Genomic DNA, 19,855 nt, shown 5'->3' on the forward strand with positions numbered 1-19,855 from the left:
CGCGGCCCATGCGTGGCCGCGGCAACCCCTTTTCCCGCTTTTCCCGGCTTCCCATGAGTTCCAGCGCAGTGCCCGTTCCCCCGCCGTCCTCCCTGCCCGCCGTCACCGTCCTGTGCCGCCGCATCCGCGTGCGCGGCCTGGTCCAGGGGGTGGGCTACCGCCCCTTCGTCTACCGCCTGGCCTTCGAGCTGGGGTTGGCCGGCTGGGTGCGCAACGACGCCGAGGGCGTGGACATCGAGGCCCGGGGCCCGGCGCCGCTGGTGGAGCGCTTCGTCGCCCGGCTGCGCGCCGAGGCGCCGGAACTGGCCCGGGTCGAGGCGGTGGAGGTGCGCGAGGCCGCGCCGGAGCGGGGGCTGCCCGGCTTTCTCATCGTCGAGAGCCGGGGCGGCCAGGGCACCAGCACCCGCATCGGCCCGGACAGCGCCCTGTGCCACGACTGCCTGGTGGACCTGTTCACCCCGGGCAATCGCCGCCAGGGCTATGCCTTCACCCACTGCACCCACTGCGGCCCGCGCTACTCGATCACCCGGGAACTGCCCTACGACCGGGCCCGCACCAGCCTGGCGCCCTTCGCCCAGTGCCCGGACTGCCTGGCCGAATACACCGATCCCCGGGACCGGCGCTTTCACGCCGAGGCCAACTGCTGCCCGGCCTGCGGCCCGCAACTGGCCCTGCTCGGCGCCGACGGGGCGCCCCTGGCAGACGGGATCGATGACCCGGTGGCCGGAGCGGTACGCCTGCTCCAGTCCGGCGCCATCGTCGCCATCAAGGGCTACGGCGGCTTCCACCTGGCCTGCGACGCCCGCAACCCGGCCGCCGTGGCCGAGCTGCGCCGGCGCAAGCACCGGGAAGAGAAACCCTTCGCCGTGATGGTCGCCAACGTGGCCAGCGCCGCCGCCGTGGCCGACCTGTCCGGCCCTCTGGGGGCCGAGGCCGCCGGCCTGCTGGAACTGCCGGAACGCTCGGTGGTGCTGCTGCGCAAGGGGACGGATACCGACGCCGCCCTGCCCGGGGTGGCCCCGGGCCTGGCCTGGATCGGCGCCATGCTGCCCTACGCGCCGCTCCACTACCTGCTCTTCCACGCCGCCGCCGGACGACCCGCCGGGCTCGACTGGCTGGGGGCGGCCCAATCCTTGGTGTTGGTGATGACCAGCGCCAACCCCCACGGCGAGCCCCTGGTCACCGGCAACGCCGAGGCGGTGCAGCGCCTGGCCGGCATCGCCGACGCCTTCCTGCTCCACGACCGGGACATCGTCATCCGCAGCGACGATTCGGTGATCCGCCTTGACGGCGGCGGCGTCCAGTTCGTGCGCCGCGGCCGGGGCCAGACGCCACGGCCGATCAAGCTCAAGGACGACGGTCCCACGGTGCTGGCCTTCGGCGGCTACCTGAAGAACACGGTGTGCGTGATGAAGGGCCGCGAGGCGATCCTCTCCCAGCACGTCGGCGACCTGGACAGCCCGGCCACCGTGGCCTTCCTCGAGGAAACCGTGGACCACCTGCTGCACGTCCTTGACGCCAGGCCCGATCTGGTGGCCCACGACCGCCACCCGGACTTCCCCTCCACCCGGCTGGCCCAGGCCTTTGCCGCCGCCCAGGGCATCCCGGCGGTGGCGGTGGGCCACCACCACGCCCACATCGCCGCCGTGCTGGCCGAAAGCGGCACCCCGGCCGACCACCCGGTGCTCGGTCTGGCTCTGGACGGGGTGGGGCTGGGCGGGGATGACAAACAGCGTGGCGGCCTCTGGGGCGGCGAGTTGCTGGAAGTGTCCGGCGCCGGCTGCACCCGTCTCGCCGGCCTAACGCCCCTGCACCTGCCCGGCGGCGACAAGGCCGCCCGGGAACCCTGGCGCCTCGCCGCCAGCGCCCTGCACCGCCTCGGGCGCGGGGGTGAAATCGAAGCCTTCGTCGCCCGCCGCCACCCGGGCCAGGAGGGCGCCGCGGTGATCGCCCGGATGCTCGCCCAGGGCGTCAATTGCCCGCCCACCTCCAGCCTGGGCCGCCTGTTCGACGCCGCCGCCGGCCTGCTCGGCCTGCGCGCCGTGCAGCGCTTCGAGGCCCAGGCCGCCATGGAGCTGGAAGGCCGGGCCGACCGGCAGCGCCGCCGGGCCGGCCACGCCGCCGCGCCCCTGGCCGGCGGTTGGGTCATCGATACCGCTGGCGCCCTGGATTTCGCCCCCCTGCTGGCGGCCCTGGCCGATTGGCCGGTGGAAGAGGGCGCGCGGGAACGTGCCCTGGACGCCGCCGCCGACCTGTTCCACGCCACCGTCGCCGCTGCCCTGGCCGACTGGGCCGCCCGGTCGGCCCAGTCCCGGGGGCTGGGCACCGTCGCCCTGGGCGGCGGTTGCTGCCTCAACGCCCTGCTCGCCGCGGACCTGCGCGTCCACCTCAACAATCACGGCCTGGCGATGCTCGAAGCCCGCCAGGCCCCGCCCAACGACGGCGGCCTGGCCCTCGGCCAGGCCTGGGCCGCCCGCCATCACGCCCATGACTGACCCGACCCTCGCCCCCTACCTGGCCGCCTCGCCGATCGTCGACGCCGACCATCCGGACATCCGCAAAGTGGCCCGAGAGCTTGCCACCGGGACCGATGCAGACAGCGATGCCACCCCCCTGGCCGTGGCCCAACGCTGCTTTGAGTTCGTGCGCGATCAGATCCGCCACAGCTGGGATTACCGCAACGACGCCGACAATCCGCTCACTTGCACCGCCTCCGACGTGCTGCGCCACCGCACCGGTTACTGCTACGCCAAGAGCCATCTGCTGGCGGCCCTGCTGCGCGCCAACGGCATTCCCGCCGCCCTGTGCTATCAGCGCCTGACCCTGGTGCCGGGGGGCGAGCGCTACTGCCTGCACGGCCTCAACGCCGTCCATCTGCCCGGCCACGGCTGGTACCGCATCGACGCCCGGGGCAACAAGCCCGGGGTGGATGCCCGCTTCACCCCGCCGGTGGAGCGGCTGGCCTTCGTCCTGAACGACCCGGGGGAGGTGGACTTCCCCGGTCTGTGGGCCGAGCCGGTGGCGGCGGTGACCGAGGTGCTGCAAGGCTGCGTCAGCGTGGCCGATGCCATGGACAATCTGCCGGACGCCGCCGTGCTGCCCGGGACGCCCCTTTCCCTGGCCCCATTGACCCGATCCGCTTTCAAGGACGCCTGACCCATGTGCCTGGCCATTCCCGCCAAAATCGTCGATCTCCTGCCCGATGACGGCGCCCGCATCGAACTGGGCGGCGTGCGCAAGGAGATTTCCCTGGCCCTGGTGGAGGGCGTCGCGGTGGGCGACTACGTGATCGTCCACGTCGGCTACGCCCTGACCCGGCTCGACCCGGACGAGGCGGAAAAGACCCTGGCCCTGTTCGCCGCACTGGACGACGCGCAGCGCCAGGACGCCCTGGCCGCCAGCCTGGCCAACGCGTAAGGAGGGCGGGATGAAATACGTGGACGAATACCGGGACGGGGATCTGGCCAAGGGGCTGGCCGCCGCCATCGCCCGGGAGGCCGACCCGGCGCGGCGCTACCACTTCATGGAGTTCTGCGGCGGGCACACCCACGCCATCTCGCGCTACGGCGTGGCCGACCTGCTGCCGGCCAACGTGCGCATGATCCACGGTCCGGGCTGCCCGGTGTGCGTGCTGCCCATCGGCCGGGTGGACCAGGCGATCCGCCTGGCCCTCGACGCCGGCGCCATGGTCTGCACCTACGGCGACTGCCTGCGGGTGCCGGCCTCCGGCGGCCTGTCCCTGCTCAAGGCCAAGGCCCGGGGCGGCGACGTGCGCATGGTCTATTCGAGCCAGGACGCGGTGAACCTGGCCCGGCAGCATCCGGACCGGCAGGTGGTGTTCTTCGCCATCGGTTTCGAGACCACCACGCCACCCACGGCGGTGGCGATCCTGCAAGCCAAGGCCCTGGGGCTGACCAACTTCTCGGTGCTGTGCTGCCACGTGCTCACCCCCTCGGCCATCTCCAGCATCCTGGAATCCCCCGAGGTGCGCCGCCTCGGCCTGGTCAAGCTGGACGGCTTCATCGGCCCGGCCCACGTGTCCACCATCATCGGCAGCCGGCCCTACGAGTTCTTCGCCGAGGAATACCGCAAGCCGGTGGTGATCGCCGGATTCGAGCCCCTGGACGTGATGCAGGCCATCCGCATGCTGGTGCGCCAGGTGAACGAGGGCCGCGCCGAGGTGGAGAACGAATTCACCCGGGCCGTGACCCGGGACGGCAATCGCAAGGCCCAGGCCCTGGTGGCCGAGGTCTTCGAGCTGCGCCGTGAGTTCGAATGGCGCGGCCTGTCGGTGGTGCCCTACAGCGCCCTGAAGATTCGCGCCGCCTACGCCGGGTTCGACGCGGAAAAACGCTTCGCCCTGAGCTACGCTCCGGTGCCCGACCACAAGGCCTGCGAGTGCGGCGCCATCCTGCGCGGGGTCAAGCGCCCCCAGGACTGCAAACTGTTCGCCACCGTATGCACGCCGGAAAATCCCATGGGGTCGTGCATGGTCAGTTCGGAAGGGGCCTGCGCCGCCCATTACACTTATGGCCGTTTCCGTGACTACTCCCGCGACCATGCGGCGCCGGCCCCCGCCCCCGAGGGCGTGCCGGCCTGACCGGCGCCGCTGCCGCCCACCACCATGAACCTGCTCACCGCCGCCCAGCTGGGCATCCTCGACGATTCCGGCGCTGCCATCCTGACCCTGACCGAAGGGCTGGAAGAGGCGGACTTCTTCGCTACCCGCCTGACCCGGGAGGAGGCGGTGCGCCACCTGACGGCCATGACCCAGACCGTGGCCAACATCCCCCCCGAGGTGCGCGAGCGCATGCCTGAGGTGAACTGGGAAGGCTGGACCATGCTGGGCTGGGAACTGAAGGGCCAGCGCCGCGACGACCGGGGCAGCGTCTGGTTCGGCGTGCGTTCCCTGGTGCCTGCCACCCTGCTGTGGCTGCGGCTGTACCGGCAGAGCCGGCCCGAGCTGTTCGAGTTCTTCGCCGGGGCCGACGCCGCCGGCCTTGGCAACCTCAACAATCCCGATAATCCTGACAGCGACTCTCCGCGGAACTGAGCCGATGAAACGCAACTACGTGCGCCCCCTGGACCTGAAAAACGGTCGCGTCGACATGACCCACGGCGCTGGCGGCCGGGCCTCGGCCCAGTTGATCGCCGAGCTGTTCGCCCCGGCCTTCGACAACCCGGCCCTGCGCCAGGGCGACGACGGCGCCGTGCTCTGCGAGCTGGCCGGCCTGCCCCTGGGCGCCCGGCTGGTGATGGCCACCGACGCCCACGTGGTGTCGCCCCTGTTCTTTCCCGGCGGCGACATCGGCGCCCTGGCGGTGCACGGCACGGTCAACGACGTGGCGGTGATGGGGGCCGAGCCGCGTTGGCTGTCGGCCAGCTTCATCCTCGAAGAAGGCTTCCCCTTCGCCGAGCTGAAACGCATCGTGGACAGCATGGCCGCCGCCGCCCGCGGCGCCGGGGTGCACATCGTCACCGGCGACACCAAGGTGGTGGAACAGGGCAAGGGCGACGGGGTGTTCATTTCCACCACCGGGGTCGGCGTGCGCCGACCGGGGGTGGAACTGAGCGGCGCCAACGCCCGGGTGGGCGACAGCGTGTTCGTCTCCGGCCCGGTGGGCGACCACGGCGTGGCCATCCTCTCCTGCCGCGAGGAACTGGCCTTCGATTCCCCCATCGTCTCCGACAGCGCCGCCCTGCACGGCCTGATCGCCGACCTGCTGGCGGCGGTGCCCCAGGTGCGGGTGCTGCGCGACCCGACCCGGGGCGGCCTGGCCACCACCTTGAACGAGATCGCCGCCCAGTCCGGGGTCGGCGTTTCTCTGGACGAGGCCGCCATCCCGGTGCGCCCGGCGGTGGCGGCGGCCTGCGAATTCCTCGGCCTCGACCCGCTCTACGCCGCCTGCGAGGGCCGGGTCATCGTCATCGCCCCGGCCGAGGTCGACGCCCTGGTGCTGGCGGCCCTGCGCGCCCATCCCCAGGGCCGGGAGGCGGCGCGCATCGGCACCGTCACCGAGGACCCGCACCACTTCGTGCAGATGACCACCGCCTTCGGCGGCAAGCGCATCGTGGATTGGCTCACCGGCGAGCAGCTGCCGCGCATCTGTTGAGCGCCGTTCTCCGCCACTTCCTTTCCGTTCCACCGTCCATGCGCATCCTCTTCCTCACCCACAGCTTCAACAGCCTGGCCCAGCGCCTCTACGCCGACCTGGCCGCCGACGGCCACACCCTGTCGGTGGAGTTCGACATCGCCGATCCGGTGACCGAGGAGGCGGTGGCCCTGTTCCGCCCGGACCTGGTGCTGGCGCCCTTTCTCAAGCGGCCGGTGCCAGTGGCGGTGTGGCAGGCGGTGCCGTGCTTGATCGTCCATCCCGGCATCGTCGGCGACCGGGGGCCGTCGGCTCTCGACTGGGCGATCCAGGAGGGGGCGGAAGAATGGGGCGTCACCGTGCTCCAGGCCGAGGCCGCGCTGGACGGCGGGCCGGTATGGGCCAGCGCCGCCTTCGCCATGCGCCCGGCAGCCAAGTCCAGCCTGTATCGGCGCGAGGTCACCGAGGCCGCCAGCCGGGCGGTGCGCCAGGCCATCGCCCGCTTTCAGTCCGGAAGCTTCGTCCCGGTGCGGCCAGGCAATGACGCCCCGGGGCGGGAGCGGCCCCTGCTGCGCCAGGCGGAGCGGGCCATCGACTGGCAGCACGACGGCAGCGCCGCGGTGCTGGCCAAGATCCGTGCCGCCGACGGCTTCCCCGGGGTGATGAGCGAACTGTGCGGCGTGCCCTGCCGCCTGTTCGATGCCCATCCGGAGGGCGATCCCGCCGCCTATGGCTGGAACGCCAATAACCACGCGGACGTTGCCGGCCGCGCCCTGGCCCGCCGCCACGGCGCGGTGCTGGTGGGCACCCGGGACGGGGCGGTGTGGATCGGCCACGCCCGGCGCGGCGCCGGCGGGCTGCCCTGCGCCCAGGCCGCAGAGCGGGAAGAGGGCGGCGACATCCGCGAGCGCCTCAAACTGCCCGCCACCCTGGCCATTCCGGAAGCCTTGGCCCTGCCCGAGGCGTCCCTGCCAAGCGTGTGGAAGGTCGCCACGCCCACCTGGCAGGACATCGCCTACGAGGAAGCCGGGGCGGTGGGCTTTCTCCACTTCGACTTCTACAACGGCGCCATGGGCCCCGACCAGTGCCGCCGCCTGACCGAGGCCCTGCGCTTCGCCGCCGGCCGGCCGACCCGGGTGATCGTGCTGCTGGGCGGGGCGGAGTTCTGGAGCAACGGTATCCACCTCAACCTGATCGAGGCCGCGGATTCACCGGCGGACGCCTCCTGGGCGGCCATCAACGCCATGGACGACCTGGCCGAGGCCCTGCTCACCTGCACCAGCCACCTCACCGTGGCGGCGTTGCAGGGCAATGTTGGGGCCGGCGGCGCCTTCCTCGCCCGGGCGGCGGACCGGGTGTGGGTGCGCGACGGGGTGATCGCCAACCCCCACTACAAGAACATGGGCAACCTGTACGGCTCCGAATTCTGGACCTACCTCTTGCCGCCCCGGGTCGGCGCCGAGGGGGCCCGGCGCATCCTCGCCCATCGCCTGCCGATGAGCGCCGGCGAGGCGGTGGCCTGCGGCTTCTACGACGCGGTGCTGGCCGGCGACCACGCCGCCTTCCGCGTGGACGTGGCGCGCCGGGCCGCCGAGCTGGCCGAGAACGGTGAAGGGGACGGCTATGTCGCCGCCCTGGCGGCCAAGGCCGCCCGCCGCGCCGCCGACGAGGCGGCCAAGCCCCTGGCCGCCTATCGGGCCGAGGAGCTGGCCGAGATGCGGCGCAATTTCTACGGCTTCGACCCGTCGTACCACGTCGCCCGGTATCATTTCGTCACCAAGACGCCCCATTCGTGGACGCCGCGCCACCTGGCCCGGCACCGGGAACCGGAGGCGGCCACTTCGCTACCCGCCTCTCCCGCCTTCTCGGAACTCCCCGCGTGAACGCTCCCGCCTTTCCCCCCGCCGATGCCGATCTGCCCACGGTGCTGGTGGTGGACGACGAGGTCCGCTCCCAGGAAGCCCTGCGCCGCACCCTGGAAGAGGACTTCACCGTCTTCTGCGCCTCCGACGCCGAGTCCGCCCTGGCCATCCTGGAACGGGAAGGGGAGGGCATCCAGATCGTCTTGTGCGATCAGCGTATGCCCGGGCGCACCGGCGTGCACTTCCTCGCTGAGGTGCGCGAGCGCTGGCCCGATGCGGTGCGCCTGATCCTGTCCGGCTATACCGATTCCGAAGACATCATCGCCGGCATCAACCAGGCCGGCATCTGGCAGTACCTGCTCAAGCCCTGGCAGCCGGAGCAGCTGCTGCTCACCCTGCAAAGCGCCGCCAGCGCCTGGCGCCTGGCCCGGGACAACCAGCGCCTGTCCCTGGAACTGCGCACCGCCGAGCCGGTGCTGAAGAAGCGGGTCGAGCACAAGTACGAGCGGGTCAAGCGCGAGTTCGGCCTGGACGGCCTGACCCGGGCGCCGGGCAGCCCCCTGGAGCCGGTCATCCAGCTGATCCGCAAGGTGGCGCCCCACGACATCTCGGTGCTGGTCACCGGCGAATCGGGTACCGGCAAGGAAATGGTCGCCCGGGCGATCCACTACGAGAGCCGCCGCGCCAACCGGCCCTTCATCGTCGAGAACTGCGGCGCCCTGCCCGACACCCTGCTCGAATCGGAACTGTTCGGCCACAAGAAGGGCGCCTTCACCGGCGCCATCGAGGACCGCATCGGCCTCTTCCAGCAGGCCGACGGTGGCACCCTGTTCCTCGACGAGATCGGCGAGACCAGTCCGGCCTTCCAGGTCAAGCTGCTGCGGGTGTTGCAGGAGGGCGAGTTCCGCCCCGTCGGCGGCACCCGGCCGGTGTCGGTGGACGTGCGCCTGATCGCCGCCACCAACCGGGACCTGGAGGCCGAGGTGCGCGCCGGCCGCTTCCGCGAGGATCTGTACTATCGCCTGGCCACCGTCACCCTGACCATGCCGCCCCTGCGCGAGCGGCCCATGGACATTCCCCTGCTTGCCAACCGCCTGCTCGACGCCAGCCAGCGCGCCCTGGGCAAGAACGCCGCGGGCTTCACCGACGAGGCCCTGGCCTGCATCGCCGCCTGGCGCTGGCCGGGCAACGTGCGCGAGTTGCAGAACGAGGTGCTGCGCATGCTCGCCCTGGCCGAGGAGCCCCACCTGGGGGCCGACCTGCTCTCGCCCCGGGTGCTGCGCGCCGCCGGCGGCGCGGCGGAGGAGGCCGAATTGGCCTTCCTCGCCGGTCTGGGCGGCGGCCTCAAGGAGCGTATGGAGCGGCTGGAGGCCCGGGTGGTGCGCGAGGTGCTGATCCGCCACCGCTGGAACGTTTCCCGCGCCGCCCTGGAGCTGGGCCTGTCCCGGGTCGGGCTGCGCAACAAGATCGCCCGCTACGGCCTGCGCGGCGCCGGGGCGCCGGGGGAGGACGAGGGCTCAGAAGGCGGCGAAGGCGCTGATGGTGGCGAGGGCGACCTGGCCAATGCCGGCGAGAGCGCCTGACATGGGCGAGCGCCTGTCCCTGGTCTGGCTGCAAAGCGGCGGCTGCGGCGGCTGTACCCAGAGCCTGCTCTGCCACGAGCCCGGGCCGGTGTTCGACGCCCTGGAAGTGGCTGGCATCGACCTGCGCTACCACCCGGGCCTGTCGGCGCCGGTAGGCGACGTGATCGAATTGCTCGACGCCATCGCCGACGGGCGCGAGCCTCTGGACATCCTGTGCATCGAGGGGGCCATGCTGCGCGGCCCCCACGGCACCGGCCACTTCCACCGCTTGGGCGGCACCGGCCGGGCCATGACCGACTGGGTGGCCCGCCTCGCCCCCCGCGCCCGCTACGTAGCGGCGGTGGGCAGCTGCTCGGCCTACGGCGGTTTTTCCGCCACAGCCGGCAACCCCCTGGACGCCTGCGGCCTGGCCTACGACGGCGACACCCCGGGGGGGCTGCTCGGCGCAGGTTTTGCCAGCGCCGGCGGCCTGCCGGTGATCAACATCGCCGGCTGCCCGACCCACCCGGGCTGGGTGGTGGAAACTCTGCAAAAGTTGGCCCTGGAAGGTTTCGCCCCGGACGAATTGGACGCTTACGGCCGGCCGCGCCTGTACGCTGACCAACTGGTGCACCACGGCTGCGGCCGCAACGAATTCTACGAATTCAAGGCCAGTGCCGAGAAGGCCTCGGACCTGGGCTGTCTGATGGAGAACCTGGGCTGCAAGGGCACCCAGGCCCACGCCGACTGCAACCTGCGTCCGTGGAACGGCGGCGGCTCCTGCGTCAAGGGCGGCTACGCCTGCATCTCCTGCACCGAGCCGGGTTTCGAGGACCCGGGCCACCCCTTCCAGGAAACCCCCAAGGTGGCGGGCATCCCCATCGGCCTGCCCACCGACATGCCCAAAGCCTGGTTCGTGGCCCTGGCCGCCCTGTCCAAATCGGCCACGCCGAAGCGGGTGCGCGAGAACGCCACCGCCGACCACCCGCTGGTGGTACCGGCCCTGAAAAAGACCGGATTGAAATGAGCGACGACGTTCTGCCCGGCGCCCCCGACACCACCGGCCCGGGCGCTGCCCCCAGCGACGCCCCGGGCCGGCGCATCGTCCTCGGCCCCTTCAACCGGGTCGAGGGGGACCTGGAAGTGTCCCTGGACGTGGCTGGCGGCACGGTGGTGGCGGCCTACGTCAATTCGCCCCTGTACCGGGGCTTCGAGCAGATTCTGCCCGGCCGCGCCACCCTGGACGCCCTGGCCATCGTGCCGCGCATCTGCGGCATCTGCTCGGTGGCCCAGTCCCTGGCGGCGGTGCAGGCCCTGGAAGCCCTGGGCGGCATCGTCCCGGCGGCCAACGGGGTGCGGGCGCGCAACCTGATCCTGGGGGCGGAGAACCTGGCCGACCACCTCAGCCACTTCGTCCTGTTCTTCCTGCCCGACTTCACCCACCCGGCCTACGCCGACCGCCCCTGGCACGGCGAGGCCCAGCGGCGCCTCACCGCACTGCGCGGCAGCGCCACCGCCTGGGCCCTGCCGGCCCGGGCCGGGCTGCTCAAGGTGATGGGCCTGCTCGCCGGCCACTGGCCCCACACCCTGGGGCTGCAACCCGGCGGCACCACCCGAGGCGTCAGCGCTTCGGAACGGCTGCGCCTGATCGCCCTGCTGGCGGACTTTCGCCGTGCATTGGAAACCCACCTGTTCGCCGACCGGCTGGAGCATTTTTTTGCCCTCGACTCGGCCGAGGCCCTGGCGGCCTGGGGGCAGGCCCAGGCGTCCGCCGGCGTGATGGGGGAGGCGGCCTTCTTCCTCGCCATCGCCCGGGATCTGGCGCAAAGCGGCCACGACCTGGTCGCCCTGGGCCGGGCCAGCGACCGCTTTCTCAGCGTCGGGGCATATGGTGGCGGCGGTGAGGGTTTTACGGGCGATGCTTCAAACCCCGCGCCTCTATTGGCTTCCGGACGATGGTCTTCGGAGAATGGCGTCCAGCCTTGGTCTGCGCAGGACATCCGCGAAGACGTCCATTCGGCGTGGCTTGCCGAGGTGCCCCCCATCCATCCTGCCCAGGCCGACACGGTGGTCGATGCAGACAAGCCCGGCGCCTACACTTGGTGCAAGGCCCCCCGCTACGCCGGCGAGGTGGTGGAGGTGGGGGCCCTGGCCCGCCAGGTGGTGGACGGCCATCCCCTGGCACGGGACCTAGTGGCCCGCCACGGCGGCAGCGTGCTCGCCCGGGTGGCGGCGCGCCTGCTGGAACTGGCCCGGGTGGTGCCGGCCCTGGAACGCTGGGCCCGGGAACTGGTGCCCGGCGAGCCCTTCTGCCACCCTGCCGAGCTGCCCGCCAGCGGCAGCGCCGCCGGCCTGATCGAAGCCGCCCGGGGCAGTCTGGGCCACTGGGTCACGGTGGAGCGCGGCCGCATCGTCCGCTACCAGATCGTCGCCCCCACTACCTGGAATTTCTCCCCCCGGGACGGCGCCGGCACCCCCGGCCCCCTGGAGCAGGCACTGGTCGGCTTGCCTGCTGGTGAGGGGGCGTTGCCCCTGGTGCAGCACGTGGTGCGTTCCTTCGATCCATGCATGGTGTGCACGGTGCACTGACCCGGAACCCCCGTGGCTACTAGGGGGCGCTGAAAATTACTGAATATTCTCTGAAAACGATCAGCCAGAAATCGTGACCCATTCGGCTCCGCGGGAGTCCTGGTAAAGAGCCGACATGGCCTCAGTTTTATGGCCGAGTAGCACCCGGACATCAATGCCTTGCTCCTTCCACAGCCTTGCGGCAAGAGAGCGTATTTCGTGAAAAGTCGGGGGGTTCTGGCCATTGATGCCCGCCTCTTCGCGCGCTTCCCGGAATAGCTGCTCGATAGTCTTATCCCTGATCTTGTCGCCGGGTTTTGCAAGCCCAACGTGACGCTGATGGTGCAATAGGTAGCGACTTACCGTGGCAGTGCGGCAACGACCGATTACATCTCCAAGCGTCCATTTCATTGCGGCCAGGTACATCGACAGCGGGACACGTACCTTTAAGCCCTTCTTTGCGTGCTCTACCCACAAGTAACCCTCTTTTACCTGCGACCATTGGAGGTTCATGACGTTGGTTCGTCGCATCCCGGTCATGAGTGCAATTTCCATCGCATGCTGCAAAACTGGGTTGGCCTTAGCGTAGATCGCTTTGAAGGCATCGAGCGTGAGGCGCGCTCGCTTCGTGATAGGGGCCGCCGTAGTTAAATCCGCCGCAGGGTTAGCTTTGAGCCATCCTTTGCCTATTGCTGCGCCAAACACGACTTTTGCCGTTGAGAGCATGGCCTGACGCATCCGCGGCTTCTCTTCCCAGTTCGCATCTAGCCAGTTGTTGATTTCCAGCGGCTCAAGCTTGGACAGGATGCTGTGGCCGAGACCATCGCGTAAATACTTCATCCGCACGTGCTTGCCGTACAACTTCTCGAACTCATTGCACCAGTCGGCCACGGTGCGTTCGGTAGCGCCCGTAATGCGGTCAAGCAACGTCACTGCCTGTTGCTGAAAGTGCAGGTTCGCCTGAATTGCCTGCGTAACTGCACGGGCCTTGTCGCGCCCCAAACCGTAAATCTCCTTCGTCACCGGGTGCCGATAGGTGTGGTAGCCGCGCTGTTCGTACAGGTTCGGAGGGAGGCCGGCGTTTTTACGTAAGCGGGATCGGGGAGCCATTTAGCACCTCATTGATATGGCGAGCTTTCTCATTGACGTAGTACGCCCGGCCTATCTTGACCGGCGGGGGGATGATCTTGCCGTCACGCGTCCAGTTACGAAGTGTGTTGGGGTGCGGCTGGGGATCGAGGCGTTCGGCCCATTTTTTCAGACTAATCATGATTTCCCCCTTCGCTTCATGGATTCAAGTAGTAGGTCTTGCACCTCGCGCTTCGACTCACGGCGGGCCATGACTAGCTCGTCCATCGTGTCGGTGGCGACGATGTGGTGGATGAACACCGGGCGGGCGTGTCCGGCCTGCGCCTGGCGCGTGGGGCCGATGCGCTCGATGATTTGCTGGAACTGCTCCAAGTCCCACCAGTGGCCGAAGAAGGCCAGGATGTTGCCGCCGTCCTGCAAGTTCAGGCCGTGGCCGGCACTGGCCGGGTGGGCGAACAAGACCGGGATCCTCCCGGCGTTCCAGTCGCGGATGGTTTGCGGGTCTTTGTCCAAGGCGCGGCCTTTGGGAAAGGCACGCTGCAGGCGGGCGAGGTCACTCTTGAAGTGGTAGGCCACCAGTACCGGCATGCCGGCCGCTTCCTCGATCACGTCCTCAAGCGCTTGCAGCTTTGCATCGTGGATGTCGGCGAAGGCGCTGCACGTGTCGTCGGTGTAGATCGCCCCGTTGGCGAGTTGCAGGCACTTGATGGTCTTGCTCGCCGCGTTGAATGCTTCTACCTCGGCGCCGCATTCCAGCGCGAGGAACATCTCGTGCTCCATGTCCTTGTAGAGGCGCCGGGCCTTGGCCGGCAACTCCACGCGGATGACGTTCACGATCGGCTCGGAAATGTCGAAGTAGTCGCGGGCGTCCAGGGACAGGCACAGGTCGCGCATGCGGTCCTCGATCTGCTCCTGGGCGAAGGGCAATGGGTCCAGGCGCGTGGCGTGGCGGTCGCCGCCCACCTGGATGGACTGGAACCACCGGGCCTTGAATGCCTCGAAGCTGCGCCCCAGGCGCACGCCCTTGTCAAGGAACCAGGCTTGCCCCCACAGATCCTGTAAGCCATTGGGGCTAGGCGTGCCGGTCAGTTCGATGAAGCGATCCACCTTGCAATGGGCAACCCTGGCAAGGGCCTGGGCGCGCACCCCGCCTTGCCGCAGGCGGAAGGACTTGAGCTTGGTCGATTCGTCGGCCACGACCTTGCGGAAGGGCCACTTGTCGCCGAAGTGCTCGATCAACCACGGCAGGTTGTCGTAGTTCGTGGTGTAGACCGTGGCCGGGCGCTTGAGCGCGGCGCGGCGCTCGGCCGGCGTACCGACGACAGCCGACACCTCGACGTTGCGCAGGTGACCCCACTTCGTCGCCTCGTCCGGCCAGGTGCTTGCGGCCACGCGCAGCGGGGCCAGCACCAAGGCCGGGCCGGGCTCGGTGATTTCAAGAATGTCGAGCGCGGTCAGCGCGGACACCGTCTTGCCCATGCCCATGCCGGCCCAGACGGCATTGCGCGGTACGTCCAGCGCGTGGTCGATCACAGGCTGCTGATACTTGCGGGGGGTGAAGGCTTGGCGGGTCACTTCACGACCTCGAAGTCGTCCAGCGTGTTGTCCGGCTGCGGGCGGCGCGTGAGGTGCCAATCTTTGCAGTGCGGGCAGTGATAGACGTAGAGCGCGGTGCCGCGCTTCGCCCCTATCTGTCCTGCGCGTATATGCGCAATGCGCTTGCTCACGTATCGAGTTTTGGACACGCAATTTGCTTCACTGGCAGATGCGATAGACCTATGGAACTTGTGCGTCACGCCAACACCTCATCAACACCTGCGAAGGAATCGACAACCTCGACGCGCTGGCCCATGCGGCGCATGCGCTCGTGCTCGCGGATCTGGTGCGGTCGGCACTTCTCGCCGGGCGCCTTGAGCTCCACCCAAACGGTGCGGCCCTTGCCGTCGCCGCCGTTGCCTACCTCGCCGCGCGCCGGCAGCATCACCAGCCGGTCAGGCGCACCGTTGCGCCCGATCCACTTCACCTTGCGGACTTCGCCGCCCTTGGCCTTGACCTGCTCGACCAGGTAGCTCTCGATGGTGCTCTCACGCATGGCGGCATTTCCTCCAAGCGTTTTGCCAGGCGACAGCCGGGCCATAGCCCCAGCCGCGGTACATGCGATACAGACGCAGCAGTTTCATGGATCAGTCCTTCCGGTAGCGGTAGGCTTCAAAACCGGCCGCTGCGAGCGGCAGGCCCTCGGCCCAGGTGGGGTTGGTAGCCATCAGATCGGCCAGGTGGTCGGCGTTGAATTCGTCGCTGTCGGCGGCTTCGGTGATGTTCTCGTCGTGCACCGAAAGGACGATCTGGTAGCCGGCCGCCTCGATGGCCGGCATGTTTCCGGCGAGCACGTCACGGCTCGCGGCCTGGGTCACGTTCTCGGCCAGTTTTCCGCCGTAGGTCTTGAGGCGTGACCACTTGCGGCTGTACTGGTTGATGCCCATGTACGAGAGCTTCCCGGCGTCATCCACCTGGGGGCTCGGGTAGCAGAGGAACCGGCCGGATGGCAGGCGGATGCGCAGCCAGGCGCCGTCGCGGCGCAGCTTGAGCATGCGGCAGGGGTAGGTCGTACCGGGTCGCGACACAGCGACCACGGCGGCTTCCTGCAAGTCCTTCCAGAAGGAGGACACCGCCGGATGTGCGCGACGCCATAGGCGCTTGAGCGCATCGCAGACGATGAAGGTCTTGGGCTTGAGGCCGAAGTCGCCGAGGCGCTGCTCGGTGCGCCAGGCGAGGAACTGCTCGGCCTCGGCGATGATGTCGGCTGGAATGCTGGGCCACGCGGCGTCGGCCATGGCGTCCAGGTCGATGCCGTAGGTAGCCGCCCCGGTAAGGAAGGCGCCGACGCCGCCCTCGTAGCCCAGCATCAGTTCCATCACCTTGCCGATCTGCCGCTGGTCCTTCTCGACCGCATCGGGCGACACGGCAAAGGCTTTGGCGTAGGCCAGCTTGTAGAGGTCGGGGCCTGCGCCGTCGTCGAACGCGCGGAAGGCCGCCAGTTTCCATTCTTCGCCGGCCAGCCAGGCGATCATGCGGCCTTCGATGTTGGAGAGGTCAGCGACCACTAGCTTCTTGCCCGTGGGCGCCACGATGCAGCCCCGGATCGCGCTGCTGGTCAGCTCCATGACGTTGCCGAAGAGCAGATCCTCGCAATCCGATTTCAAGGCCTCGATGCCCTGGTCGATAGCGGCCTGCTTGAGTACGGGGCGCGGCAGGTTTTGCGGCTGGAACAGGCGGCCGGCCCAGCGGCCGGTGCGGCTGGCGCCGTTGAACTGCAGCGTGCCGCGCAGCCGGCCATCGCTACTCACCCCCTTGGCGAGGGTCTTGTACTTGCTGGTACTGGTGGTGCTGGCCTGCAACCGGATGGCGAGCAATTCGCGCAGCTCGGCCGGCAGGTCGGGATCGGCAACGCGCCGTTCCAGCGTGCTTTGCTGCATATCCGGCAGGTCGAGGCCGTACGCCGCTACCAGGTGGCGCAGCAGCGCATCGCGCTGGGTGGCGGCCTGCACTACGCCCAGGGTCAAATCGCTGGTACGGGCGGCGAGCACCTTCTGGGTTCGCTCAACAGCGCGGATGGCGGCGTGCGCCAGGGCGATATCCACCGCGACGCCCCGGTCGTTGATGGCCTGGTCCAGATGCCACAGCGCCAGCTCGGCGCCCTGGAAGTTCCAGGACGGCAGTTTTTTATCGACCTCGCGCATGGCCTCGATGTCGAGCCCAGCGTATTCCACGAACCTGGCCCACTCGGCGGGGTGCGTCTCGCGGGTGGCGCGGCGTACCTTGCTGGTGGCCGGGCGCGGTTTGCAGAAGAGTTGGATCAGTTGGCGCCCGGCCTTGTCCTTAGCCTTGTCGGTGGGCACCTTGAGGATGTCGCACAGATCGCCCAGGGAACCCGGCAGCGAATGGGCCAGAGCCTTGACCATGGTGTCGCGCCAGCGGGGGCCCAACGGACACCATTCAGGCATGGCGTGCCGCAGTACGGTGCGGTCGAAATGCGAGTTGTGGGCGCACACGGTAACGCTGGGGTTGCTCAAGGCGGCGGCCAGTTCGTCAGGCATGCGCAGGGTTTCGGTGCAGTCCCAGACCCGCGCCGGACCGTCATCGATCGCCCAGGCGAACAGCATCACTTCTGCGCCTTCGGCGTAGGCGTGGGTGCCGTTGGTGATGGGCACCGTGCTGTAGGTTTCGAGGTCAAGCCAGAGGGTCGTCATGTTGTTTTCCGTGTTCGCTTTGGTGAGGCGGCGGGCGTGTGCGGGGCCATCTGTACGGCTAGGGGCCGTAGGTGGTCCCCAGGCTGTGCGCCGCCTCACCGAAGCGCCCGGCCCGAGGGTCGGGGCTCGATGTGGTTAAACCAGGTCGTCGGCGGTAGCGCCTTCGGCGATGTCGTCGAACTCGTCCTCGCTCGCGGCACCGCCGCCGGCGAAGGCATCGCCGTCCTTGAAGAATTGGACGCCGCGCAGGCTGGCATTCACGCGCTTGCCGTAGTTGTTGTCCTGCGCCCACAGTTCGACGCTGGCATTCACGTAGCAGCCGGCGTAGGGCTTGCCGTCCTGCTCGGTGAGCGGGCTCTTGTCCCCGCCGATGACCAGCGGGCGGGTGGCGCTGCGCGCAGACACGTACAGGTTGCCGGGGAAGCCGTCGTAGGCGGATTTGAGGTCGCCGTCGTGCAGGGCCACCTTGTCCTGGGCGCGCATCTGCTTGAGGACGGCCTCGGCCTTGGCGCCCCACTTGTCCTTGGCGACTTGCTCGATGGCCTGGTTGAGGGCCTTCACCTGGGGATCGGCCGGATCGAGCAGGAAGGAGGCAGAAAACGCCGGCTTGCCTTCGCCGTTCACGGTCTTGGCTTCGAACAGCACCGGGAAGGCCAGACGCACGTTGTTGAGTTTCACTTTCATGGCTTACTCCTTGATCTTGAAGAATTGGGGGTACTGCTGTTTGATCCGCTGCGTGGTTTTCTCGATTGCCTTCTGCCGCCGCAGCGGATCGGCAGGGGTGTTTTCGGTGGCCGCCGCCAACTGCAGGGCGGTTACGGCTTGGTGCGGCAGCACTCGGTGGGGGGCCTCGTTTTTCATCAGACCACGTCCTCCACGGGGTCGAACTCGTCCGCAGTGGCCTGGATGACCAGCGCCGGGCGTTTGTCGGCCTCGGGCGCCACGCTGGGCTTGCCTTCGGATTGCGTGATGAGGGTCTGCAACTTCGGCCACTGGCGCGGGCCGATGGCCCCGGCCTTGTGCAGCTTTTCGGCGCTGGTCGGGGAAATCAGCGAGAGGTCGTACATCTCTTCCAGCTTCAAACGCATGCCCTTCATGGCAGCCTCGACCTCGGCGTCGTTGCTCCAGCGGCGGGCGCCGCGCCGGCCCTCGACCAGCTTGAAGCCGGGTACCTCGCGCCCTGCCAGCAACTCGACCTCGGCCGCCGCGCGGATTGCCTTGCACCAGCCTTCCACCAGATCAACAGCGCCCAGCAGGTTGCCCAGCGTTGCATTGTCGAAAGCACGGTGAATGGCATGCTCGATCTGCGGGGCCACGGGCTGGGTGGTATCGACGAAATCGTCGGCGACGGTGGTCAGCACCTGGTTGGCGAGTGCGGGGCACTTGGCCTTGGCCTTGCAGAATCGGCATTGGTCGGTGCCGGGAGTCAGGTACTTTTCGTGCAGGGCCTGGTAGTTGCCGTGGTATCCGACGGCCGCGAAGCAACGAGAGGCGCCGCGCGTGACCTGCTGGCCGAACTCGCGCAGGGCATTGACCGGGCAATCCCACTCGCTGATGTGGTCGAGGCGGGGCTGTACGATGACCAGGCGCGCACGCTTGAAGTCGCCCAGGAACTCGAACTCGCCGAGGGCGGCCAGGGCATAGATCTGCAACTGCTCGTTCTCGTCGGCATCAACCTTGACGCCACGGCCGTACTTCAAATCGACGATGACCAGTTCGTCACCCGCCAGGATCACGGCGTCGGACGTGCCTTTGGCGCCGGCCTCGCCAGTAATGGCCTCGATGCTCAAGCGCTGCTCGACCATCAGCTCGCCGCCGATGGCGCGCACGTAGTCGAGGTACTTCTGCACGTGACCGGCCATTTCGGCATCGACGGCAAATTCCTTACCGCCATTGCCGGCCGTCCAGCCGTCCTGCAGCCAGTCGGTACCGAAGCTGCGGTGGACGTTGATGCTGCGGCCCAGGTAGAAAGCGGCATCGTGTTCGTGCATCAGGCATTCCGACGCCAGGAAGTGCGCAGCGGTGCCTTCGTCGGCGAAGTCGCTGGACTCGTCCGGGCACGTGGCCTCAAGAGCAACGCTGCCGGGGCAGTGCAGCCAGCGGTGTGCGCTGCTGGGCGAGAGTTGGGCGTGAGCGCTCATTCGGCCACCTCGCTTTCGGTTTCGACTTCAACGAATTCGCCTTGGGTGTTGAGGGTGTACCAGGTGTCCGGCTTGATGCCGTTGTCGCCCACCTTGCTGGCGCGGATATGGACCAGGCGGCCGTCGTTATCGTCGCGATAGCAGAGGACGACGGCGCCACCGGCTGCGGCACGGGCACGGCCTTGGATACCGAGCGAGGCTGCGACGGACTCAACGCCCTTCACCTCAGCGCCCGACTGGTAGCCGGTGTTCGTGGCCGCCGAGCGGTTGCCGGTGTTCGTGGCCGCCGAG

General features: G+C 69.0%; 20 protein-coding genes. 10 read left to right on the forward strand and 10 right to left on the reverse strand.

Annotation, left to right across the window (positions count from 1 at the left end):
• Positions 1 to 53: 53 nt before the first annotated feature.
• Genes hypF through V7Z98_RS10335 form a run of 10 tightly spaced genes read left to right on the forward strand, consistent with a single transcriptional unit; the run spans position 54 to position 12,105 of the window.
• Positions 54 to 2,495 carry a carbamoyltransferase HypF gene (gene hypF, locus V7Z98_RS10290; protein ID WP_334157882.1) on the forward strand — a complete coding sequence of 814 codons (2,442 nt, stop codon included), beginning with the start codon at positions 54 to 56 and terminating at the stop codon, positions 2,493 to 2,495.
• Entirely contained in the window at positions 2,488 to 3,156 is a 669-nt protein-coding gene (locus V7Z98_RS10295) for a transglutaminase-like domain-containing protein (protein ID WP_293266323.1), read from the forward strand. The genes hypF and V7Z98_RS10295 overlap by 8 nt, the downstream gene beginning before the upstream one ends.
• 3 nt (positions 3,157 to 3,159) lie before the next feature.
• On the forward strand, positions 3,160 to 3,417 hold the full coding sequence (locus V7Z98_RS10300) for a HypC/HybG/HupF family hydrogenase formation chaperone (protein WP_293266325.1): 258 nt from the start codon (positions 3,160 to 3,162) through the stop codon (positions 3,415 to 3,417).
• A gap of 10 nt (positions 3,418 to 3,427) precedes the next feature.
• Positions 3,428 to 4,600 (forward strand): hydrogenase formation protein HypD, encoded by a 1,173-nt coding sequence (gene hypD, locus V7Z98_RS10305; RefSeq protein ID WP_334157883.1) that lies wholly within the window; start codon positions 3,428 to 3,430, stop codon positions 4,598 to 4,600.
• Between the two features lie 24 nt (positions 4,601 to 4,624).
• Positions 4,625 to 5,053 carry a hypothetical protein gene (locus tag V7Z98_RS10310; RefSeq protein WP_293266329.1) on the forward strand — a complete coding sequence of 143 codons (429 nt, stop codon included), beginning with the start codon at positions 4,625 to 4,627 and terminating at the stop codon, positions 5,051 to 5,053.
• Between the two features lie 4 nt (positions 5,054 to 5,057).
• Positions 5,058 to 6,113, forward strand: a complete 1,056-nt coding sequence (gene hypE / locus V7Z98_RS10315; protein ID WP_334157884.1) for a hydrogenase expression/formation protein HypE — start codon at positions 5,058 to 5,060, stop codon at positions 6,111 to 6,113.
• On the forward strand, positions 6,110 to 7,975 hold the full coding sequence (locus V7Z98_RS10320) for a hydrogenase maturation protein (RefSeq protein WP_334157885.1): 1,866 nt from the start codon (positions 6,110 to 6,112) through the stop codon (positions 7,973 to 7,975). The genes hypE and V7Z98_RS10320 overlap by 4 nt, the downstream gene beginning before the upstream one ends.
• On the forward strand, positions 7,972 to 9,537 hold the full coding sequence (locus V7Z98_RS10325) for a sigma-54-dependent transcriptional regulator (protein ID WP_334157886.1): 1,566 nt from the start codon (positions 7,972 to 7,974) through the stop codon (positions 9,535 to 9,537). Before V7Z98_RS10320 ends, V7Z98_RS10325 begins: the two co-directional genes overlap by 4 nt.
• Before the next feature lies 1 nt (position 9,538).
• Complete coding sequence (locus V7Z98_RS10330; RefSeq protein WP_293266337.1) at positions 9,539 to 10,543, forward strand: HupU protein; 1,005 nt, start codon at positions 9,539 to 9,541, stop codon at positions 10,541 to 10,543.
• Positions 10,540 to 12,105 (forward strand): nickel-dependent hydrogenase large subunit, encoded by a 1,566-nt coding sequence (locus V7Z98_RS10335; protein ID WP_334157887.1) that lies wholly within the window; start codon positions 10,540 to 10,542, stop codon positions 12,103 to 12,105. Before V7Z98_RS10330 ends, V7Z98_RS10335 begins: the two co-directional genes overlap by 4 nt.
• Before the next feature lie 60 nt (positions 12,106 to 12,165).
• Here V7Z98_RS10335 and V7Z98_RS10340 read toward each other — a convergent pair whose 3' ends face one another.
• The 10 genes from V7Z98_RS10340 to V7Z98_RS10380 form a co-directional block, all read right to left on the reverse strand.
• Positions 12,166 to 13,194 (reverse strand): tyrosine-type recombinase/integrase, encoded by a 1,029-nt coding sequence (locus tag V7Z98_RS10340; RefSeq protein WP_334157888.1) that lies wholly within the window; start codon positions 13,192 to 13,194, stop codon positions 12,166 to 12,168.
• Complete coding sequence (locus V7Z98_RS17870; protein WP_442951831.1) at positions 13,169 to 13,354, reverse strand: excisionase; 186 nt, start codon at positions 13,352 to 13,354, stop codon at positions 13,169 to 13,171. The genes V7Z98_RS10340 and V7Z98_RS17870 overlap by 26 nt, the downstream gene beginning before the upstream one ends.
• Positions 13,351 to 14,748, reverse strand: coding sequence for a DEAD/DEAH box helicase (locus V7Z98_RS10345; protein WP_334157889.1), 1,398 nt, complete (start codon positions 14,746 to 14,748; stop codon positions 13,351 to 13,353). The genes V7Z98_RS17870 and V7Z98_RS10345 overlap by 4 nt, the downstream gene beginning before the upstream one ends.
• Positions 14,745 to 14,900, reverse strand: a complete 156-nt coding sequence (locus V7Z98_RS10350; RefSeq protein ID WP_334157890.1) for a hypothetical protein — start codon at positions 14,898 to 14,900, stop codon at positions 14,745 to 14,747. Before V7Z98_RS10350 ends, V7Z98_RS10345 begins: the two co-directional genes overlap by 4 nt.
• Before the next feature lie 65 nt (positions 14,901 to 14,965).
• Positions 14,966 to 15,265 carry a hypothetical protein gene (locus V7Z98_RS10355; protein ID WP_334157891.1) on the reverse strand — a complete coding sequence of 100 codons (300 nt, stop codon included), beginning with the start codon at positions 15,263 to 15,265 and terminating at the stop codon, positions 14,966 to 14,968.
• A gap of 91 nt (positions 15,266 to 15,356) precedes the next feature.
• Positions 15,357 to 17,423 (reverse strand): DNA polymerase, encoded by a 2,067-nt coding sequence (locus tag V7Z98_RS10360; RefSeq protein WP_334157892.1) that lies wholly within the window; start codon positions 17,421 to 17,423, stop codon positions 15,357 to 15,359.
• A 135-nt stretch (positions 17,424 to 17,558) separates the two neighbouring features.
• Positions 17,559 to 18,107 carry a DUF2815 family protein gene (locus tag V7Z98_RS10365; RefSeq protein WP_334157893.1) on the reverse strand — a complete coding sequence of 183 codons (549 nt, stop codon included), beginning with the start codon at positions 18,105 to 18,107 and terminating at the stop codon, positions 17,559 to 17,561.
• 3 nt (positions 18,108 to 18,110) lie between these two features.
• Positions 18,111 to 18,284, reverse strand: coding sequence for a hypothetical protein (locus V7Z98_RS10370; protein ID WP_334157894.1), 174 nt, complete (start codon positions 18,282 to 18,284; stop codon positions 18,111 to 18,113).
• Entirely contained in the window at positions 18,284 to 19,564 is a 1,281-nt protein-coding gene (locus V7Z98_RS10375; protein WP_334157895.1) for a DUF2800 domain-containing protein, read from the reverse strand. The genes V7Z98_RS10370 and V7Z98_RS10375 overlap by 1 nt, the downstream gene beginning before the upstream one ends.
• A partial coding sequence (locus V7Z98_RS10380) for a hypothetical protein (protein ID WP_334157896.1) occupies positions 19,561 to 19,855 on the reverse strand: 295 nt, incomplete at its 5' end. The genes V7Z98_RS10380 and V7Z98_RS10375, both read right to left, overlap by 4 nt.

This window comes from Oryzomicrobium sp. (assembly GCF_036820405.1).
Taxonomy (GTDB): Bacteria; Pseudomonadota; Gammaproteobacteria; order Burkholderiales; family Rhodocyclaceae; genus Oryzomicrobium.

Excerpts from the sequence above, each read along its gene's own strand:
- V7Z98_RS10295 (WP_293266323.1), top strand. The coding sequence starts at position 2,488 with ATGACTGACCCGACCCTCGCCCCCTACCTGGCCGCCTCGCCGATCGTC.
- V7Z98_RS10370 (WP_334157894.1), bottom strand. The coding sequence starts at position 18,284 with ATGAAAAACGAGGCCCCCCACCGAGTGCTGCCGCACCAAGCCGTAACC.
- V7Z98_RS10330 (WP_293266337.1), top strand. The coding sequence starts at position 9,539 with ATGGGCGAGCGCCTGTCCCTGGTCTGGCTGCAAAGCGGCGGCTGCGGC.
- hypF (WP_334157882.1), top strand. The coding sequence starts at position 54 with ATGAGTTCCAGCGCAGTGCCCGTTCCCCCGCCGTCCTCCCTGCCCGCC.
- V7Z98_RS10300 (WP_293266325.1), top strand. The coding sequence starts at position 3,160 with ATGTGCCTGGCCATTCCCGCCAAAATCGTCGATCTCCTGCCCGATGAC.
- V7Z98_RS10340 (WP_334157888.1), bottom strand. The coding sequence starts at position 13,194 with ATGGCTCCCCGATCCCGCTTACGTAAAAACGCCGGCCTCCCTCCGAAC.
- V7Z98_RS10335 (WP_334157887.1), top strand. The coding sequence starts at position 10,540 with ATGAGCGACGACGTTCTGCCCGGCGCCCCCGACACCACCGGCCCGGGC.
- V7Z98_RS10310 (WP_293266329.1), top strand. The coding sequence starts at position 4,625 with ATGAACCTGCTCACCGCCGCCCAGCTGGGCATCCTCGACGATTCCGGC.
- V7Z98_RS17870 (WP_442951831.1), bottom strand. The coding sequence starts at position 13,354 with ATGATTAGTCTGAAAAAATGGGCCGAACGCCTCGATCCCCAGCCGCAC.
- V7Z98_RS10360 (WP_334157892.1), bottom strand. The coding sequence starts at position 17,423 with ATGACGACCCTCTGGCTTGACCTCGAAACCTACAGCACGGTGCCCATC.
- V7Z98_RS10355 (WP_334157891.1), bottom strand. The coding sequence starts at position 15,265 with ATGCGTGAGAGCACCATCGAGAGCTACCTGGTCGAGCAGGTCAAGGCC.
- hypE (WP_334157884.1), top strand. The coding sequence starts at position 5,058 with ATGAAACGCAACTACGTGCGCCCCCTGGACCTGAAAAACGGTCGCGTC.
- V7Z98_RS10365 (WP_334157893.1), bottom strand. The coding sequence starts at position 18,107 with ATGAAAGTGAAACTCAACAACGTGCGTCTGGCCTTCCCGGTGCTGTTC.
- hypD (WP_334157883.1), top strand. The coding sequence starts at position 3,428 with ATGAAATACGTGGACGAATACCGGGACGGGGATCTGGCCAAGGGGCTG.
- V7Z98_RS10375 (WP_334157895.1), bottom strand. The coding sequence starts at position 19,564 with ATGAGCGCTCACGCCCAACTCTCGCCCAGCAGCGCACACCGCTGGCTG.